The 13,588-nt window shown below is 70.0% G+C and carries 19 protein-coding genes and 1 pseudogene; 15 read left to right on the forward strand and 5 right to left on the reverse strand.

Annotation, left to right across the window (positions count from 1 at the left end; translation table 11 throughout):
- Together VED21_RS31590 and epmA are read right to left on the reverse strand one after the other, a co-directional pair.
- Window positions 1-506, reverse strand: a 506-nt coding sequence (locus tag VED21_RS31590; protein ID WP_324889628.1) for a hypothetical protein, incomplete at its 3' end; no start/stop codon positions are given.
- A gap of 55 nt (window positions 507-561) precedes the next feature.
- Window positions 562-1,629: an EF-P lysine aminoacylase EpmA gene (gene epmA / locus VED21_RS31595; RefSeq protein WP_324889630.1), complete on the reverse strand. Its 1,068-nt coding sequence runs from the start codon at window positions 1,627-1,629 to the stop codon at window positions 562-564.
- A 244-nt stretch (window positions 1,630-1,873) separates the two neighbouring features.
- On the opposite strand from epmA, the gene efp reads away from it, so the two are divergent.
- From efp to VED21_RS31625, 6 genes are all read left to right on the forward strand, one after another.
- Window positions 1,874-2,440, forward strand: coding sequence for an elongation factor P (gene efp / locus VED21_RS31600; protein WP_324889632.1), 567 nt, complete (start codon window positions 1,874-1,876; stop codon window positions 2,438-2,440).
- A gap of 17 nt (window positions 2,441-2,457) precedes the next feature.
- Window positions 2,458-3,294, forward strand: a complete 837-nt coding sequence (locus tag VED21_RS31605; RefSeq protein WP_324889634.1) for an inositol monophosphatase family protein — start codon at window positions 2,458-2,460, stop codon at window positions 3,292-3,294.
- Between the two features lie 181 nt (window positions 3,295-3,475).
- Entirely contained in the window at window positions 3,476-4,297 is an 822-nt protein-coding gene (locus tag VED21_RS31610) for an OmpA family protein (RefSeq protein ID WP_324889636.1), read from the forward strand.
- Between the two features lie 61 nt (window positions 4,298-4,358).
- On the forward strand, window positions 4,359-5,513 hold the full coding sequence (locus tag VED21_RS31615; RefSeq protein WP_324889638.1) for a flagellar motor protein MotA: 1,155 nt from the start codon (window positions 4,359-4,361) through the stop codon (window positions 5,511-5,513).
- 13 nt (window positions 5,514-5,526) lie between these two features.
- Window positions 5,527-6,870: a peptidoglycan -binding protein gene (locus tag VED21_RS31620; protein ID WP_324889640.1), complete on the forward strand. Its 1,344-nt coding sequence runs from the start codon at window positions 5,527-5,529 to the stop codon at window positions 6,868-6,870.
- A 128-nt stretch (window positions 6,871-6,998) separates the two neighbouring features.
- Window positions 6,999-7,577: a hypothetical protein gene (locus tag VED21_RS31625; protein ID WP_324889642.1), complete on the forward strand. Its 579-nt coding sequence runs from the start codon at window positions 6,999-7,001 to the stop codon at window positions 7,575-7,577.
- 113 nt (window positions 7,578-7,690) lie between these two features.
- On the opposite strand, the gene VED21_RS31630 is transcribed toward VED21_RS31625, so the two are convergent.
- A complete protein-coding gene (locus VED21_RS31630) occupies window positions 7,691-8,047 on the reverse strand; it encodes a carboxymuconolactone decarboxylase family protein (protein WP_324889644.1) in 357 nt (118 codons plus the stop codon).
- A gap of 139 nt (window positions 8,048-8,186) precedes the next feature.
- On the opposite strand from VED21_RS31630, the gene VED21_RS31635 reads away from it, so the two are divergent.
- The 4 genes from VED21_RS31635 (at window position 8,187) to VED21_RS31650 (ending at window position 9,896) form a co-directional block, all read left to right on the forward strand.
- On the forward strand, window positions 8,187-8,906 hold the full coding sequence (locus VED21_RS31635) for an endonuclease III (protein WP_324889647.1): 720 nt from the start codon (window positions 8,187-8,189) through the stop codon (window positions 8,904-8,906).
- A 65-nt stretch (window positions 8,907-8,971) separates the two neighbouring features.
- Window positions 8,972-9,211, forward strand: coding sequence for a DUF1178 family protein (locus tag VED21_RS31640; protein ID WP_324889649.1), 240 nt, complete (start codon window positions 8,972-8,974; stop codon window positions 9,209-9,211).
- A 112-nt stretch (window positions 9,212-9,323) separates the two neighbouring features.
- Window positions 9,324-9,599 carry a BrnT family toxin gene (locus VED21_RS31645; RefSeq protein WP_324889650.1) on the forward strand — a complete coding sequence of 92 codons (276 nt, stop codon included), beginning with the start codon at window positions 9,324-9,326 and terminating at the stop codon, window positions 9,597-9,599.
- 36 nt (window positions 9,600-9,635) lie between these two features.
- The gene (locus VED21_RS31650; protein ID WP_324889652.1) at window positions 9,636-9,896 is read left to right on the forward strand and encodes a helix-turn-helix domain-containing protein; all 261 of its coding nucleotides are present in this window, start codon (window positions 9,636-9,638) and stop codon (window positions 9,894-9,896) included.
- Between the two features lie 24 nt (window positions 9,897-9,920).
- Here VED21_RS31650 and VED21_RS31655 read toward each other — a convergent pair whose 3' ends face one another.
- Window positions 9,921-10,850 (reverse strand): peptidoglycan-binding domain-containing protein, encoded by a 930-nt coding sequence (locus VED21_RS31655; RefSeq protein ID WP_324889654.1) that lies wholly within the window; start codon window positions 10,848-10,850, stop codon window positions 9,921-9,923.
- Window positions 10,851-11,076: 226 nt separating this feature from the next.
- On the opposite strand from VED21_RS31655, the gene VED21_RS31660 reads away from it, so the two are divergent.
- Window positions 11,077-11,349, forward strand: a complete 273-nt coding sequence (locus tag VED21_RS31660) for a hypothetical protein (RefSeq protein ID WP_324889656.1) — start codon at window positions 11,077-11,079, stop codon at window positions 11,347-11,349.
- A 3-nt stretch (window positions 11,350-11,352) separates the two neighbouring features.
- On the opposite strand, the gene VED21_RS31665 is transcribed toward VED21_RS31660, so the two are convergent.
- A complete protein-coding gene (locus tag VED21_RS31665; protein ID WP_324889658.1) occupies window positions 11,353-11,748 on the reverse strand; it encodes a hypothetical protein in 396 nt (131 codons plus the stop codon).
- Window positions 11,749-11,849: 101 nt separating this feature from the next.
- On the opposite strand from VED21_RS31665, the gene VED21_RS31670 reads away from it, so the two are divergent.
- From VED21_RS31670 to VED21_RS31685, 4 genes and pseudogenes are all read left to right on the forward strand, one after another.
- Entirely contained in the window at window positions 11,850-12,437 is a 588-nt protein-coding gene (locus VED21_RS31670; protein ID WP_324889660.1) for an NAD(P)H-dependent oxidoreductase, read from the forward strand.
- 48 nt (window positions 12,438-12,485) lie between these two features.
- Complete coding sequence (locus tag VED21_RS31675) at window positions 12,486-12,680, forward strand: twin transmembrane helix small protein (RefSeq protein WP_324889662.1); 195 nt, start codon at window positions 12,486-12,488, stop codon at window positions 12,678-12,680.
- 5 nt (window positions 12,681-12,685) lie between these two features.
- A complete protein-coding gene (locus tag VED21_RS31680) occupies window positions 12,686-13,267 on the forward strand; it encodes a cob(I)yrinic acid a,c-diamide adenosyltransferase (RefSeq protein ID WP_324889664.1) in 582 nt (193 codons plus the stop codon).
- A gap of 180 nt (window positions 13,268-13,447) precedes the next feature.
- A pseudogene (locus VED21_RS31685) lies at window positions 13,448-13,588 on the forward strand (electron transfer flavoprotein subunit beta/FixA family protein); the annotation flags it as partial.

A 13,588-nucleotide genomic window follows, 5' to 3' on the forward strand; every position in this document is an offset into this window, starting at 1 on the left:
AGCCGGCGATGGATCCGCACGGCGCGCTGGGCGTGCGGCACCAGCCGGCGCAGCAGCCGCACGTCGTCCTCGTCCACCAGATCCCGGCCGCGCGGCAGCAGGCTCAGGTGCACCGCCGTCCAGGCGTCCGTCAGGACGACGCCGCCCAGGGAGTCGCGGATGCCGTTGGGCAGCAGCCAGTCGTTGTAGAACTCGGTGCGCTCCAGGTCGCGCGGGTCGACGATGTCGTGCCCGACCAGCACCTCGCCCACGGCCGCGTGCCGGGCGTTGGCCATCCACACGTTGGTCGTCACGAAGTGCGCGCCGTAGGTGCGGATGGCCTCCTCGGAGAAGCCGACCTGCCGGATGAAGCCGAGCCCCGGCGTGCGGTAATCGTGCAGGAACAGCGTCGCCGCGGCCCCCCGCCGCCGCCCCAGCCGTTCGAGGAACGGCTCCCACGCGCCGCTGTCCAGCGCCGCGGCGTAGACGAGGTCCACGAGTTCCAGCAGCGCCGCATCGCCGACCATGCCGCCCTCCCTCAGGAGTCACGAGTCTCGGAAGGCACTCGGGCAGCGTCAATTATCACCTTTGGGACAGCGGCTCCGCCACCGGCGCCCACAGCACGTCCGCGATGTCCTCGGCCCCGCTGCACAGCATGACCAGCCGGTCGACGCCCAGCGCGATGCCCGCGCTCTCCGGCATGCCGTGCTCCAGCGCCGCCAGGAAGTCCTCGTCCACCGGGAAGCGCTCGCCGTACAGCCGCTCCTTCAGTTCCATGTCGGCCTGGAAACGGGCGCGCTGCACGGCCGCGTCGGTCAGCTCGCCGAAGGCGTTGGCCAGTTCCAGGCCGCAGGCGTACAGCTCGAACCGCTCGGCCAGCCGCGGGTCCTCCGGCTTCGGGCGCGACAGCGCCGCCATGCACACAGGATAGTCGGTCAGCACGCAGGGCACGCCCGCGCCCAGGTGCGGCTCGATCCGCTCGAACATGATGCGGAAGACGATGTCCTCCCACCGGTCGCCGGCGTGCGGGTGGATGCCGATGCGCGCGGCCTCCGCCGCCAGCGGCGCCGGGTCGGGCTCGTGCGTGCCGTCGTAGGCGGCCAGCAGGTCGATGCCGGCGTATTCGGTGAAGGCGTCGGCCACGCTCAGGATTCGCCAGGGCCGGAAGGGGTCGCACTCCATGCCGCGGAACGCGAAGCGCTGCCGCCCCGCCGCCTCGGCGCAGGCGCGCACCAGGTCGACGCAGTCGTCCACCAGCACCCGGTACCCCTCCCCCGCCCGGTACCATTCCAGCATGGTGAATTCCGGGTGGTGCGTGGCCGAACGCTCGCCATTGCGGAACACGTGCGCCAGCTGGAAGATCCGCGGCTCGCCCGCCACCAGCAGCTTCTTCATGGCGAATTCGGGGCTGGTGTGCAGGTACAGCCGCCGCCCGTCGTCCGGGTTCGGCGCCACCAGATCGGTGGCGAAGGCCTGCAGGTGCGGCTCCATCCCCGGCGAGACCTGGAGGCAGGGCGTGTCCACCTCGACGAAGTCCCGCGCCTCGAAGAATCGCCGCACCGCCCCCACCACGCGCCCCCGGACCGCCAGATGCGGCCGGCGGCGGGCGAACGCGTCGGGGTGCCAGAAGGGGGGAGAGGTGGGAGTCATTGCCGTCGAATGCCGTAGGTTGGGTTGAGCGCCAGCGAAAACCCAACGCCCCCAGCACCGCGAACACGTTGGGTTTTCGGCTCCGCCTCAACCCAACCTACGCAATTCCATAGGGGAAGCCCAAGGCGAAATCGGCCGCCCTGTGGGCAACGCGGGCCTGTTCCGCCTGTTTCCCCCTCTTGCACAAGGGACGGACGCGGGGTAGGGTCCGCGCCGCCAGTTTCTTGGAAATCACGGGTAAGCCATGAAGGTCAACGCCAACCAGATGCGTCCCGGCCACGTGCTCGAGCACAACGGGAAGCTCTACATCGTCCAGAAGACCCAGATCGTCCAGCCCGGCAAGGGCGGCGCCTTCATCCAGATCGAAGGCAAGGACGTGCGCACCGGAACCCGCATCAGCGAGCGCTTCCGCACCCAGGAAACCGTCGAGCGCGCCCGCCTGGACGAGCACGAGATGACCTACCTGTTCAGCGAGGGTGACCAGCACACCTTCATGGACAAGGAGACCTTCGAGCAGGTCGCCATCCCCGGCGACATCGTCGGCGAGCAGGCCGTCTTCCTGCAGGACGGCATGGAAGTGACCGTCCAGACGCACGAAGGCAGCCCGCTGGGCGTCGAGATTCCGGGCAAGGTCACCCTGCGGATCGTCGAGGCCGACCCGGTCGTGAAGGGCCAGACGGCGTCTTCCTCCTACAAGCCGGCGAAGCTGGAGAACGGCGTCTCCATCCTCGTTCCGCCGCACATCGAGGCGGGCACCCGCGTGGTCGTCGACACGGCGACCGGCGAGTACGTCGAGCGCGCCAAGGACTGAGGTTTCGCACAAACATCATGGCAACCCGTTCAGCCCTCATCAACGTGATGGTCCGCGCCGCCGAAAAGGCGGGGCGGGCCCTCGTGCGCGACTTCGGCGAAGTCGAGCAGCTCCAGGTCTCGCGCAAGGGGCCGGCCGACTTCGTGTCGACCGCCGACCGCAAGGCCGAGAAGACCTTGCGCGACGAGCTGCAGAAGGCTCGCCCCGAATTCGGCTTCCTCATGGAGGAATCCGGGGAGAGCGAGGGCAAGGACAAGTCCGCGCGGTGGATCGTCGACCCGCTCGACGGCACCACCAACTTCCTGCACGGCCTGCCGCACTGGGCCATCTCGGTGGCCCTGGAGAAGAACGGCGAGATCGTCGCCGGCGTGGTGTACGAACCCGTGCACGACGAGATGTTCTGGGCGGAGAAGGGCCAGGGCGCCTACCTCAACCACCAGCGCCTGCGCGTGTCGGAGCGCCGCAACCTGGGCGACGCGCTGATCGCCACCGGCATGCCCTTCAAGGGCCGCCCGGGCCTGGCCACCTTCCTGGGCGAGGCCGAGGCGGTGATGATGGAGGTGGCGGGCATCCGCCGCTGGGGTGCGGCCTCGCTCGACCTCGCCTACGTGGCGGCCGGCCGCTTCGACGGCTATTGGGAGCGCAACCTGAACCCGTGGGACATCGCCGCCGGCATGCTGCTGGTGACCGAGGCCGGCGGGTTCGTGGGCGAGATCGGCGGCGGGCGCAACGTCGTCTACGGCAACTCGATCCTCGCCGCCAACTCCCACCTGCACCTGCCGCTGGCCACCGTGCTGCGCGGCGCCGAGCGCAAGAAGGCAGCCGCCAAGCAGGCCCCACCCGCGTCGGCCTAGGCATGGACCCTAGAAACAGCCTAGGCGGAGCGATCGAACAGCGGTTGTTACCGGCCGAAGGGGGAGACCTTTCTCCCATCGGGAAGGGAATTGTCGCTACACCGATCGATGGGCTATGGTGCTGCAGTAAATCCGTGTAAACGGATAGCTGCGCTTGCTCTTCAGGGGTTTTTTCGGACGCATGAGCCGACGACCGGACGCGCCCATCGGGCATTCGGCGGTGCTGCGCGCACTCGCCGCCACCGTGGTGTTCCTCGGAACCGCCACCCCGGCGGCTGCGCAGGTGAAGGTCACCGTCCAGAAGCCCGCCCCGGTGGCGGAGCCGGTCGCCCAGCAGAAGCTGACGCTGGAGACGGCGGTGCCGATGGCGGTGCCGCCGCCGCCCCGGCTCGCCTCGCCCGGCATGGTGAAGGCGCCGCCGCGCTTCGTGGCGCCGCAGCCGCTGGAGGCCCCGCCGGAACCGGCGCTGGCCGCCGTCGGCACGGTGCCGCCGCCCCCGCCCGCCCCCAAGGCCGCGGCCCCCGCCGCCGCGAAGCCGCCGGCCCCGCCCGCCCCTCCGCCCACGGCACCGGCACCGCAGCCGGCGACGGCGACGCCGCCCGCTCCCCCGGCCCCGCCGCCGCAGAGCGCGCCGCAGACCGCCGCCCTGCCCCCGCCGCCCGCCGCGGTGGCACCGCCGAGCGAGCCGTCCAAGGTCACCCTTCAGGTGCTGTTCGAGGGGCCGGCCACCGACATTCCCGACGCCGCCGAACCCCAGCTGGCCGATCTGGCCGAGCGCATGCGCGCCAACCCGAACCTGCGGCTGCAGCTGCGCTCCTACGCCAGCGGAACGGCGGAGACGGCGCGCGAGGCGCGGCAGCTGTCGCTGGCCCGCGCGCTGGCGATGCGCGAGCGGCTGGCGGCTGCCGGCGTGCGCAGCGCGCGCATCGACGTCCGCGCGCTGGGCATCATGGCGCCCGACCTGCCGCCGGACCGCATCGATGCGGAGTTCGTGAACGAGTGACCGGGTTTCCTGAACCCGCCCCGACCCTGCCCGCCCCGATCCTACTCGGAGGTCCGTTGCGATGACGCGCCCGGAGCGCTTCCTGACAAGGATGGTCCTGTTCCTGGTGGTGGTGGCGGCCGTCGCGGTGCTGCTGTACCCGGCGCTCGAAGACGCCTTCATGACCAACCCGGCGTTGAACGGGCTGATCCTGATGGCGCTGCTGACCGGCATCGCCTTCATCTTCCGTCAGGTGGTCATGCTGCGCCCGGAGGTGGCGTGGCTGGAGCGCTACCAGCAGATGGACCGCCCCGGTGCCGCGACGGACGAGCCGGAACCGGTGCTGCTCGCCCCCATGGCGCGCATGCTGGGCGAGAAGAAGGGGCGGCTGACGCTGTCGGCGCTGTCCATGCGCTCGCTGCTCGACGGCATCGGCGCGCGGCTGGACGAATCGCGGGAGCTGTCGCGCTACCTCATCGGCCTGCTGATCTTCCTGGGCCTGCTCGGCACCTTCTGGGGCCTGCTGCACACCGTGCGCTCCGTCGGTTCGGTGATCGGCGGCCTGTCGGTGGAGGGCGGCGACGTCGGCACCATGTTCAGCCACCTGAAGGCCGGGCTGGAAACGCCGCTGGTCGGCATGGGCACGGCGTTCAGCTCCTCGCTGTTCGGCCTCGCCGGCTCGCTGGTGCTGGGCTTCCTGGAGCTGCAGGCGACCCAGGCGCAGCACCGCTTCTTCCAGGACGTGGAGGACTGGCTGTCCGGCGCCACGCGGCTGTCCAGCGGCGCGGTGGCGGGGCTGGAAACCGGCGATCAGGCGGTGCCCGCCTACCTCCAGGCGCTCCTGGAGCAGACGGCCGAGAACCTGGACAGCCTGCAGCGCACCGTCGCCGGGGCGGAGGAAGGCCGGCGCGCCGCCAACAACAACCTGATGCAGCTGACCGAGCGCCTCGCCACGCTGACCGACCAGATGCGCGCCGAGCAGCAGCTCCTCCTCAAGCTCGGCGAGAGCCAGGTGGAGATGAAGCACCTGCTGAGCCGTCTGGCCGACGCGGCGCAGGGCGGCTTCGGCATGGACGAATCCTCGCGCCAGCACCTGCGCAACATCGACGTCTACCTCGCCCGCCTCGTGGACGAGGCGTCGGCCGGCCGCACCCAGGCGGTGGCCGAGATCCGCAGCGAGATCAAGGTGCTGACCCGCACCATCGCCGCGTTGGCCGAAGAAGCGGAAACGCGCTGAAAGGTTCAGGACGATGGCGAGCTTCAGCCGGCGCAACGGTCACAGTGACGTCAACGCCTGGCCGGGCTGGGTCGACGCGCTGTCGTCGCTGGTCATGGTCGTCATCTTCCTGCTGATGCTGTTCGTCGTCGCCCAGTTCTATCTGGCGACCGCCATCACCGGCCGCGACCAGCAGCTCCAGACCCTCAACAGCCGCATCGCCGAACTGAACGACCTCCTGGGGCTGGAGCGCGCCGCCAACAACGACCTGCGCGGCAACATCGCCCAGCTGTCCGACCAGCTGCAGGCCTCCGTCGCCGCGCGCGAGGACATGACCGCCCTGCTGGCCGCCCAGCAGGACGAGCAGGAGCGCACCGCCCGCGCCATCGAGGAGCTGCAGCGCACCGTCACCGCCGACAAGGAGACGATCATGCTGCGCCTGCGCGAGATCGCCAGCCTGCAGAACGACCTCGTGGCACTCCGCGACGCGCGCCAGAAGCTGGAGGGCGAGATCGCCGAGATCGGCGTCACGCTCCGCCTGACGGAGGAGGAGCGCCGCCAGCTCGTGGCCCAGCTCGGCACCGTTCGCGACCGTTCCAAGGAGTTGGAATCGCGCCTCGCCTCGGCGGACGAGAAGACCATGCTGACGCAGAAGGAGGTCGAGCAGCGCGACATCCGCATCAGCGAGCTGCTGGCCGTGCTCGACACCACCAAGGCGTCGCTGACCGGTGAGCAGGAGCTGACGACGCAGAGCCGCCAGCAGATCGCCATGCTGAACCAGCAGATCGCGGCGCTGCGCGACCAGCTCGCCCGCATCGGCGCGGTGCTGGAGGTGTCGGAGCAGAAGAACAAGGAACAGCAGGTCCAGATCGCCGACCTGGGCCAGCGCCTCAACGAGGCGCTCGCCACCAAGGTGCAGGAGCTGGCCCGCTACCGCTCGGAGTTCTTCGGCCGCGTGCGCGAGGCGCTGGGCACCCGCCAGGACGTGCGCATCGTCGGCGACCGCTTCGTCTTCCAGTCGGAGCTGCTGTTCCCCTCCGGCTCCGCCAACCTGGAGGAGGCCGGCAAGCAGCGCCTGGCCGAGCTGGCGCACACGCTGGTCGAGATCGGCAACCGCATCCCGCCGGACATCAACTGGGTGCTGCGCGTCGACGGCCACACCGACATCCGCCCCATCAACCGCGCCCAGTTCCCCTCGAACTGGGAGCTGTCGGCGGCGCGCGCCATCGCGGTGGTGAAGTTCTTCATCGAGCAGGGCATCCCGGCGGAGCGTCTGGCCGCCGCCGGCTTCGGCGAGTTCCAGCCGCTCGACCGCGGCCCCGGCGACGAGGCGCTGGCCCGCAACCGCCGCATCGAGATCAAGCTCGACCAGCGGTAAAGCCCCGGCCTTCGCCTCCCGCCGGGTGATGCGACAACACGGACCGCGTGCATTCCGCAGTATGTGTTGCCTGTTCGCGTCCGCTCCGCGATTATCTCCGCGCAATTTCGAACGTGCGGAGAGAACGGATGCATCACCCGGAAGCGCTGGAACCCATCGTCACCTTCCTGCGCGGCATCGGCATGGAGGTCGAGTATGGCGAGGGTGCGCACGGCGGCTTCCTGCCGGGCGTGAACATCCATGGCGGGGTGATCCATGTGGACCCCGACACCCTGCTCGGTCCGGGCGACGTCCTGCACGAGGCCGGGCACATCATCGTCGTGCCGCGCCGCTACTGGTCCCGGCTGAACAGGGACCTGCAGGTGGACATCGAGTCCCTGCTGGCGGAGGAGACCGGGCCGGACGGCTCGCCGGACCCGCTGCTCAACCAGGCGGCGCGGCTGGGCGAGCAGATGTCCCAGGCCTGGTCGCTGGCGGTCGTTCTGCACCTGGGTCTGCCGACCGGCTGCCTCTTCTTCCCCGGCTCCTACAAGGTCGACCAGTACGAGGGGACGCACCCGGTGCTGGCGTGGCTGGAGCGCGGGACGCACTACGGCCCGATGGCTCTGGCCCAGGCCGGCATGACCGGCTTTTCCGGCATGTTCAGCCACATGGGCCACAACGGTCTGCCGCCCTTCCCCCACATGGCCCGCTGGACGCTGGACTGACGGGCATCCCCGCGACGGGTCCGTAGGTTGGGTCGAGACCCAACACCCTGCGCACCGTCAGGAGTGTTGGGTTTTCGCAAACGCTCAACCCAACCTACGCATCGGCTTCCGGCTCACGCCGGCTGCTTGGCCTTGGCGAACTGGTCGAAGGCCTCCACCGCTTGGGCGGCGTACATCACCGACGGGCCGGCGCCCATGTAGATCGCCATGCCCATCGTCTCCATCACCTCCTCGCGCGAGGCGCCGTGCTCCACCGCCGCCTTGGCGTGGAAGGCGACGCAGCCGTCGCAGCGCGTCGCCACCGCGATGGCCAGCGCGATCAGCTCCTTGGTCTTGGTGTCGAGGACGTTGGTCGAGGTGGCGTTCTTCGCCATCTCCGAGAAGGCCTTCATCACCTCCGGAGCACCGCCGCGCAACTCGCGCATGGCGGCGCTCAGCTCCTTCGTCATCTGCGACCAATCGTGAACCATCGTCAGCTCCTTCAACGAACAGTTACTTTAGATAATGCTAAAATAACGCGCCCGCGCCCACTCCGAAAGGGGCAAGGCGTCGCAACCCTGCCCTGCCGTCTGTTGATGGGTAACCACACCCATCCGACGAGCGCACGCCATGCCCACCCCGGCCCCGCACACCACCCCACCCGCCCCGTCCGCTCCCTTGCCGGCCAAGGAGCCGTTCGACGCCGACGAGGTGTTCCGCCGCCTGCGGCGCGCCACCGCCGGACTGCCCAAGGCGGCCATGTTCGACCTGCGCGACCAGGGCTACGACACGCCCTTCGAACAGCTGGTCGGCAGCCTGATCTCGGCGCGCACCCGTGACGAGACCACGGTGACGGTGTCGAAGCGCGTCTTCGCCGCGGCGCGCACGCCCGAATCCATGGCGGCGATGGACGAAGCCGCGCTCACCGCCCTGCTGGACGGCGCCACGTTCCCGGAGCCCAAGGCACGCGACCTCATCGCGCTGGCCCGCCGCATCGTCGCCGAACACGGCGGCCGGGTGCCGGACACCATGGAGGGGCTGACCGCCTTCCGCGGCGTCGGCCCGAAGATCGCCGCGCTGACGCTGGCGGTGGGCTTCGGCAAGGCGGCGGCCGTGCCGGTGGACGTGCACGTGCACCGCATCACCAACCGCTGGGGCATCGTCGCCACCGGCACGCCCGAACGCACCATGGCGGCGCTGCACGACGTGCTGCCGCAGCGCTACTGGATCGAGATCAACGAACGCCTCGTCCCCTTCGGCAAATGGGTGTGCACGGGCGAGCGGCCGAAATGCTCGACCTGCGTGCTGCTGTCGCAGTGTCGGCAGGTCGGAGTGACGAGTCATCGGTGATCCTTGGCGCGGAGCTACCCCTTCGGGTAAAAGGGGGCCGGTTTCCGCACCTCAGGGAAGAAGCGATGATCCTCTACGCGCTACGCTGCGACTGCGGCCACGAGTTCGACCAGTGGTTCGAGAACATGGCCGATTACGACGCCAAGAAGCCGGACCTCACCTGCCCGTCCTGCGGCGGCCACAGCGTGGCGAAGGCGATCATGGCCCCGCGCGTCGGCAAGAGCCAGCCCGCCGCCCCGGCCCACCCCTGCAACCCCACCGGCTGCGCCAACATGGCCTGCCCGATGGCGCAGATGGCATCGTAAGCATTGGTTTGCCAAAGCGTTCGGGTGATGTCTGCGCCGACGGCACGGGCGTCCCTTGCCAATCCTGCGTCATTGACGTAGTTTAAGGTCGATCGAAGCAACCGGGCCGGCGATGGCGCAGCCGTTCGATTCCGCCAAGAACGAAGAGAACATCCGCAAGCACGGTTTGCCGTTGTCGTTCGGTGCCAAGGTGCTGGCCGATCCCTACGCCTTGGAAGCGCTCGATGACCGGATGGACTACGGCGAAGTCCGATGGAACGTGCTCGGTATGGTCGGGGGCGTCGTCTATGCCCTTACCTACACCGACCGCACGGAAGGCGTTCGCTACATCTCGGTCCGCGCGGCCGACCGGCGGGAGTCCGACCGCTACTTCCAGATGCGGGGCTGAGCGGTCACGCCCAGGGGCAAACGAAGGAGGACAACGATGACCACCTCGTCCGACGACGCGCCGTTCAGCGACACCACGCTGGCCGCAATGCGCCCGATGCCGCTGGCCAAGCGCGCCCGGATCGCGAGCGGCCTCAGCCAGGAGGCCTTCGCGGAGCGCTATGGCATCCCCGTCGGCACCCTGCGCGAATGGGAACAGCGACGCCGTGAGCCGGAAGCGGCCGCGGCAAGCTATCTGAAGGCGATCGCCAACGATCCCGACGCGGTGGCCAAGGCACTCACCGGGCAGGCCGCCTGACCGTCGCCTTTCCCCCTGGCCCGCTCACCGCCCGCGGCGCTCGCCCGACAGGCGGGGGAGCGGGCCGGTGGTCAGCTCGTCGCGGCGGCTGCCGAAGCTCGGCTCGCGGCGCCCTTCGTCGCGCACGTCCTCGCGGGCGGCCGGCGCCTTCGCGCGGCCGCTGCGCCACCAGCCCAGGCCGATGACGCCCAGCGTGCCGGCCAGCACCGCCATCACCACGTAACGCACCCAGCCCGGGATCGAGAAGCCGCCGTCGCCACGCGACAGCGTGTCCGTCGGCACCACCGTGCCGTCCGCCGTGGTCGCCGTGACGCTGGCGCGCGGCGCCGCCTGCGGCGCACCGGCATCCACGTGGGCCGGTGCCGCGTGGCTGGGCGCGGCGCGGGCCGGCGTCTGGGCCGAGGGCGCCTGCGAAGACGGGGCATGGCTGGACGACGGGGCATGGCTGGACGGCGCCGGGGGCGGTGCCGTGACGCCCGGCGGGGCGGAGCGCACCACGGGGCCCAGCAGCGCCACCTCCCCACCGCCGACGTTGTCGACGCTGCCGCCGCGCTGGGCGGCGCGGGGCGCCACCTCCTTCTGCGGCTTCTCCTGGCCGGGGCCGCCGCCGCCCGGCTTCTGCTGGGCGAGGTTGTGCATGGTGCCGGCGGTCTTGGCGTTGCGCTCCGCCATGATCTTGGAGGTGGTGGCGGCGTCCAGGTTGCCGGTGGCCGGCAGGCCGACCGACTTCTGCCAGGCGCTCAGCGCGTTGCGGGTGCCTTGCGTCATCTGGCCGTTGGCCCGGCCGCCGATGTCGAACCCCTTGTCCTTCAGGAACATCTGCACCCACTGCACGTCGGCGGCACCGGGCGCCTGCTGCGCCAGCGCCGGTCCCGCCGCCAGCACGCCGGCCGCCAGCCCCCCGAGCAGCCCCAGAACGAGCCGCGGGCGTGACCGCCTGGATGCCTTCGCCATGGAACCCCCTCCGTCCGAAATGCGCGCGCCGGATGTGTGTGTACAGGATGGTGTGTTACCAGATTGCGGCGTTTTTCCGGGCGCGATTTTTTCGACCCTGCAATTCCGTCGGCGAAGAGCAAGCCGTGCTACCTCCCCTGCACCCGCCGCCTCGCCGCCCGTTAACGGTTGATAGATAAAATTTGTGGTATTTTTCAGCCTCGATCAGCAGACCAGGAGGACGGCCATGCGTCGGTTGGCGACTCGACTGGGTGCGGCGTTCACCGCGGGCGGCGCCCTCCTCCTGCTCGCCGGCTGCGGCACCCCCTCCTACCGGGAATGGACGGCCAGCGGGGAACCCACCGCCGTGGCCGCCTTCGACGAGTGCGGCGACGAGGTGGACACCATCATGCGCCTGCGCGGCTATCCCCACCGCCCCCTGCCCGAGACGCCGCAGTTCAAGTACCGCAAGGAGATCTTCGGCACCTGCATGCGCCGCAAGGGCTACACGCCGGATTGACGCCTACGGCGCCATGCCATAGCGCCAGTACGCCAGCAGCCCGACCAGCGCGCCCAGCACGATCACCGTCACGTAGAAGCGCAGCGGCAGCCGCACCTTCTCCCTGCCCCGCCGGCCCCTCTTCGCCGGCTTGGCCCGCGCCGGCCCGCTGATCCCTTTCTTGGTTGGATCATAGAGCTGGATGAGCGTCCAGTTGAACTCCATCCCCTCGTAGGTCGAGTCGGGATTGTAGTCGAGCTGGATCAGGCGGAAATAGGCGCGCGGGTTGACCTTGACCATCAGGTTGAAGCGCGCTTCCGCCTGCGCCAACTCCTCCCCCACCTCCAGCGTTTTCCAGCCCTTGCCGCGCGCCTTCTGGATGGCGTAGCGGATCGGCTGCTGCTTGGGGGATGGCGGCATGGCGGGGCGGTCGGTGTTGGCGGTCGGTGGCGGCGGGCCGCGCAGTCTAGCACGCCCGCACCGCCGTGCTATCGTCCCGGCAACCGACAAGGGAGCCCCCGGTGCGCGTCCAGGCCATCCTCGCCCATCCCCTGCCCGACAGCTTCGCCGCAGCCGTCCACCGCACCGCCGTGACGGCGCTGCGCGCCTCCGGCCACGAGGTGGTGGAGACCGACCTCTACGCCGAGGGGTTCGAGCCGGCGCTCACCCCCGCCGAGCGCGGGCTCTACTACGCCGCCTACGACACCTCGGCCGTGGCGCCGCTGGTGGAGCGCCTGCAATGGTCGGAGGCGCTGGTGCTCAGCTACCCGCACTGGTGGTTCGACATGCCGGCGATGCTGAAGGGCTATTTCGACCGCGTCTGGGCGCCCGGCGTCGCCTTCCGCCATGACCGCGACGGCGGCCGCATCGAGCCGCTGCTCACCAGCCTCAGGCACGTCGCGGTGCTCACCACCTTCGGCTCCCCCTGGTGGGTGGCCGAGCTGTACATGCGCAACCCCGCCCGCCGCATCCTGAAAAGCGGCCTGCTCGGCGCCTGCGCGCCGCAGGCCCGCTTCCGTTACCTGGCGCTCTACGACATGGACCGCGCCACGGCACCCAAGCGCGCGCGCCACCTCGCCCGCGTCGAGACGGCGATGCGGGCGCTGTAGCATCATTCCCAACTGGCCGCCGCGCCACGGCCACGCTATATCCGGACGATGAGCGGCTTCTTCACGATCCTCCTCGGCCTGGCGATGCTGGCGGTGCTGGCATCGCTGCTGATCGGCGTGTTCTTCATGGCGAAGGGCGGCGAGGCCGACCGGCGCTGGTCCAACCGGCTGATGCGCATGCGCGTCATTTTGCAGGGCGTGGCGCTCGTGCTGTTCATCCTCGCCCTCATCACGCAGGCCTGACGCCCATGGTCCGATTGACGCGCATCTACACCCGCGGCGGCGACAAGGGGCAGACGTCGCTCGGCAACGGCGAGCGGGTGCCCAAGCACAGCCTGCGCGTCGCCGCCTACGGCACGGTGGACGAGGCGAACGCCGTCATCGGCGTGGCCCGCCTGCACACGGCCGCCGATCCCGCCGCCGATCCCGAGGCCGACGCCATGCTGGCGCGCATCCAGAACGACCTGTTCGACCTCGGCGCCGACCTCTGCACGCCCGAGGAGGCGGAACCCAAGTACCCGCCGCTGCGCATCGTCGACGCCCAGGTGGACCGGCTGGAGCGCGAGATCGACTCCATGAACGAGGGGCTGGCGCCGCTCAACTCCTTCATCCTGCCGGGCGGCTGCCCGGCCGCGGCCCAGCTGCACCTCGCCCGCACCGTCGTGCGCCGGGCGGAGCGGCTGATCACCGAGCTGGCCGAACACGAGCCGGTGACCGCCGCCGCCATCCGTTACGTCAACCGCCTGTCCGACCACCTGTTCGTGCTGAGCCGCCATCTGAACGACCAGGGCCGCACGGACGTGCTGTGGGTGCCCGGCGCGAACCGCTGACCGCGAACCGCCGATCACCAACAGCCACGCTTAACTCGCTGAAATTTCGCGCTTGACCTTACTGTGCGCTGCAGTATGGGCGGCGTTGACAGCCATTGCCGCAAATCCTATGGTCCCTCGCACTGCGAAAGCTGCCCGTTTTCGGCACCGCTCCCGGTGCGTCTAGCGCAAGGCTCGGACATGAAGATCCTCGTCCCTGTGAAGCGGGTGGTCGACTACAACGTGAAGATCCGCGTGAAGGCGGACGGCACGGGAGTGGAGACCGCCAACGTCAAGTTCTCGATGAACCCCTTCGACGAGATCGCCGTCGAAGAAGCCGTT

Source organism: Azospirillum sp. (assembly GCF_035627195.1).
Taxonomy (GTDB): Bacteria; Pseudomonadota; Alphaproteobacteria; order Azospirillales; family Azospirillaceae; genus Azospirillum.

What these genes read in the sequence shown, in the direction of transcription:
- VED21_RS31620 (WP_324889640.1), top strand. Translation starts at nt 5,527, where the DNA reads ATGGCGAGCTTCAGCCGGCGCAACGGTCACAGTGACGTCAACGCCTGG.
- VED21_RS31665 (WP_324889658.1), bottom strand. Translation starts at nt 11,748, where the DNA reads ATGCCGCCATCCCCCAAGCAGCAGCCGATCCGCTACGCCATCCAGAAG.
- VED21_RS31630 (WP_324889644.1), bottom strand. Translation starts at nt 8,047, where the DNA reads ATGGTTCACGATTGGTCGCAGATGACGAAGGAGCTGAGCGCCGCCATG.
- epmA (WP_324889630.1), bottom strand. Translation starts at nt 1,629, where the DNA reads ATGACTCCCACCTCTCCCCCCTTCTGGCACCCCGACGCGTTCGCCCGC.
- VED21_RS31610 (WP_324889636.1), top strand. Translation starts at nt 3,476, where the DNA reads ATGAGCCGACGACCGGACGCGCCCATCGGGCATTCGGCGGTGCTGCGC.
- VED21_RS31625 (WP_324889642.1), top strand. Translation starts at nt 6,999, where the DNA reads ATGCATCACCCGGAAGCGCTGGAACCCATCGTCACCTTCCTGCGCGGC.
- VED21_RS31650 (WP_324889652.1), top strand. Translation starts at nt 9,636, where the DNA reads ATGACCACCTCGTCCGACGACGCGCCGTTCAGCGACACCACGCTGGCC.
- VED21_RS31640 (WP_324889649.1), top strand. Translation starts at nt 8,972, where the DNA reads ATGATCCTCTACGCGCTACGCTGCGACTGCGGCCACGAGTTCGACCAG.
- VED21_RS31655 (WP_324889654.1), bottom strand. Translation starts at nt 10,850, where the DNA reads ATGGCGAAGGCATCCAGGCGGTCACGCCCGCGGCTCGTTCTGGGGCTG.
- VED21_RS31605 (WP_324889634.1), top strand. Translation starts at nt 2,458, where the DNA reads ATGGCAACCCGTTCAGCCCTCATCAACGTGATGGTCCGCGCCGCCGAA.
- VED21_RS31675 (WP_324889662.1), top strand. Translation starts at nt 12,486, where the DNA reads ATGAGCGGCTTCTTCACGATCCTCCTCGGCCTGGCGATGCTGGCGGTG.
- VED21_RS31680 (WP_324889664.1), top strand. Translation starts at nt 12,686, where the DNA reads ATGGTCCGATTGACGCGCATCTACACCCGCGGCGGCGACAAGGGGCAG.
- efp (WP_324889632.1), top strand. Translation starts at nt 1,874, where the DNA reads ATGAAGGTCAACGCCAACCAGATGCGTCCCGGCCACGTGCTCGAGCAC.
- VED21_RS31615 (WP_324889638.1), top strand. Translation starts at nt 4,359, where the DNA reads ATGACGCGCCCGGAGCGCTTCCTGACAAGGATGGTCCTGTTCCTGGTG.
- VED21_RS31660 (WP_324889656.1), top strand. Translation starts at nt 11,077, where the DNA reads ATGCGTCGGTTGGCGACTCGACTGGGTGCGGCGTTCACCGCGGGCGGC.
- VED21_RS31635 (WP_324889647.1), top strand. Translation starts at nt 8,187, where the DNA reads ATGCCCACCCCGGCCCCGCACACCACCCCACCCGCCCCGTCCGCTCCC.
- VED21_RS31645 (WP_324889650.1), top strand. Translation starts at nt 9,324, where the DNA reads ATGGCGCAGCCGTTCGATTCCGCCAAGAACGAAGAGAACATCCGCAAG.